1 tRNA gene and 2 rRNA genes (1 of these 3 cut by a window edge) are annotated in these 2,500 nt (G+C 55.7%); all 3 read left to right on the top strand.

What is annotated here, in order from left to right:
- Positions 1-1,942: ribosomal RNA gene (locus NOG11_RS12075) — 23S ribosomal RNA — on the top strand (it extends 962 nt beyond the left edge of the window).
- Positions 1,943-2,098: 156 nt separating this feature from the next.
- Positions 2,099-2,213: ribosomal RNA gene (gene rrf, locus NOG11_RS12070) — 5S ribosomal RNA — on the top strand.
- A gap of 86 nt (positions 2,214-2,299) precedes the next feature.
- Positions 2,300-2,376 (top strand) — tRNA-Met (locus tag NOG11_RS12065).
- Positions 2,377-2,500: the final 124 nt, after the last annotated feature.

Here is a 2,500-nt window from a genome sequence, read left to right as displayed (position 1 = left end):
CCGAATACCGAGGAGTAGAGCCAGGCAGACACACTGCGAATGCTAACGTCCGTAGTGGAGAGGGAAACAACCCTGATCGACAGCTAAGGTCCCTAAGTCATAGCTAAGTGGGAAAGCATGTAGGAATCCCAAAACAACCAGGAGGTTGGCTTAGAAGCAGCCATCCTTTAAAGAAAGCGTAACAGCTCACTGGTCTAAATAAGGGTTCCCGCGGCGAAAATGTAACGGGTCTAAAGCTATGCACCGAAGCTTCGAGCTGAAAAGCGGTAGCGGAGCGTTCTGTGAGTAAGGCTTCGGCCTGCATTCACTTGCGCGCTCCTCTGACTTCCATTCCTTTGCGTTTCTTGGGAATGGGTCTGTCTGAGAGAGTAACCAAATGAATGTAGGCTGATCCTTTCGATGAAGCCGGGTCGCGAGACAACCGGTGGAGAGATCAGAAGCGAGAATGCTGACACGAGTAGCGATAAGGAGTGTGAGAGACACTCCCGCCGTAAGTCCAAGGGTTCCTGCGTAAAGCTAATCTGCGCAGGGTGAGCCGGTCCCTAAGGCGAGGCCGAGAGGCGTAGTCGATGGGAAGCAGGTTAATATTCCTGCGCCGGATGGATGTGTGACGGATCTGAGAGCTTGTCGTCCTTATTGGATTGGGCGGCATTGGTAAGGGTCCCTGGAAATAGCCTCCATCATAACGACCGTACCCCAAACCGACACAGGTGGACTGGTAGAGCATACCAAGGCGCTTGAGAGAACTGCGTTGAAGGAACTCGGCAAAATACTCCCGTAAGTTCGCGAGAAGGGAGCCCAGTCATGAAGACTGGGGGCACAGAAATAGGGGTGGCGACTGTTTACTAAAAACATAGGGCTCTGCGAAGTCGAAAGACGACGTATAGGGTCTGACGCCTGCCCGGTGCCGGAAGGTTAAGAGGAGGTGTGCAAGCACCGAATTGAAGCCCCGGTAAACGGCGGCCGTAACTATAACGGTCCTAAGGTAGCGAAATTCCTTGTCGGGTAAGTTCCGACCTGCACGAATGGCGTAACGACTTCCCCACTGTCTCCAACGCAGACTCAGCGAAACTGAATTCTCCGTGAAGATGCGGAGTACCCGCGGTCAGACGGAAAGACCCCGTGCACCTTGACTACAACTTCGCAGTGGCATGAGCGACAGCATGTGTAGCATAGGCGGGAGGCTTTGAAGTCGCGGCGCCAGCCGTGGTGGAGCCACCATTGAAATACCGCCCTTGCTTTCGTTTATGTCTAACCGCGGTCCGTTATCCGGATCCGGGACCCTGCGTGGCGGGTAGTTTGACTGGGGCGGTCGCCTCCTAAATGGTAACGGAGGCGCGCGAAGGTTGGCTCAGAGCGGTCGGAAATCGCTCGTTGAGTGCAATGGCATAAGCCAGCCTGACTGCGAGACTGACAAGTCGAGCAGAGACGAAAGTCGGCCATAGTGATCCGGTGGTCCCGCGTGGAAGGGCCATCGCTCAACGGATAAAAGGTACGCCGGGGATAACAGGCTGATGATGCCCAAGAGTCCATATCGACGGCATTGTTTGGCACCTCGATGTCGGCTCATCGCATCCTGGGGCTGGAGCAGGTCCCAAGGGTTTGGCTGTTCGCCAATTAAAGCGGTACGTGAGCTGGGTTTAGAACGTCGTGAGACAGTTCGGTCCCTATCTGCCGTGGGAGTAGGAAATTTGAGAGGAGCTGCCCTTAGTACGAGAGGACCGGGGTGGACGTATCTCTGGTGGACCAGTTGTCGCGCCAGCGGCATAGCTGGGTAGCTATATACGGAACGGATAACCGCTGAAAGCATCTAAGCGGGAAGCCGCCCTCGATACTAGATTTCCCTGAGAACCGTGGAAGACCACCACGTTGATAGGCCAGGTGTGGAAGCGCAGCAATGTGTGAAGCTTACTGGTACTAATTGTTCGATCGGCTTGATCGTCTCCCATGCCATTCATTGGCTAGGATGAGTAACCCATGCGCGGCGAACGGCCCCTCACCGGGATCGTTGCTGTGCGGTGCGTTGAATGACTTTGACTGGTAGCTCGCCTGAGCTGCTGACACGTAAGTGTCCTCACTGATATGCAAATTTGGCCGGCCCGGTGATTATTGCGCAGGGCCCCCACCCGATCCCATTCCGAACTCGGTCGTTAAATCCTGCAGCGCCGATGGTACTCCGGCTCAAGCCGTGGGAGAGTAGGTCGTCGCCGGGCCTGCCAAGCTTGTATGTTCCCTTCGCCGATGGTCTTCTTTCCGGCCTGGTGCTTTGATGCGCCTGGAAACGCCGCAACCTAGTTGCTGCGGGATGGAGCAGCCCGGTAGCTCGTCAGGCTCATAACCTGAAGGTCGTAGGTTCAAATCCTACTCCCGCACCCAAAACACCAGCCGCCCTTCGGGGCGGCTTTTTTGTTTGGCAGGTTCATATACTCGAAGGCTGTGAGAGGGGGCTTCGGATTGGCCTGACCCCGCGAGGTGGTCCAACGGTAGCGTTAGACCTTGC

The sequence above is a fragment of the Parvularcula maris genome, from assembly GCF_024505085.1.
GTDB classification, from domain to species: domain Bacteria; phylum Pseudomonadota; class Alphaproteobacteria; order Caulobacterales; family Parvularculaceae; genus Parvularcula; species Parvularcula maris.
Note: the sequence above shows the minus strand (reverse complement) of the source record. Positions and strands in the feature narration are given on the sequence as shown.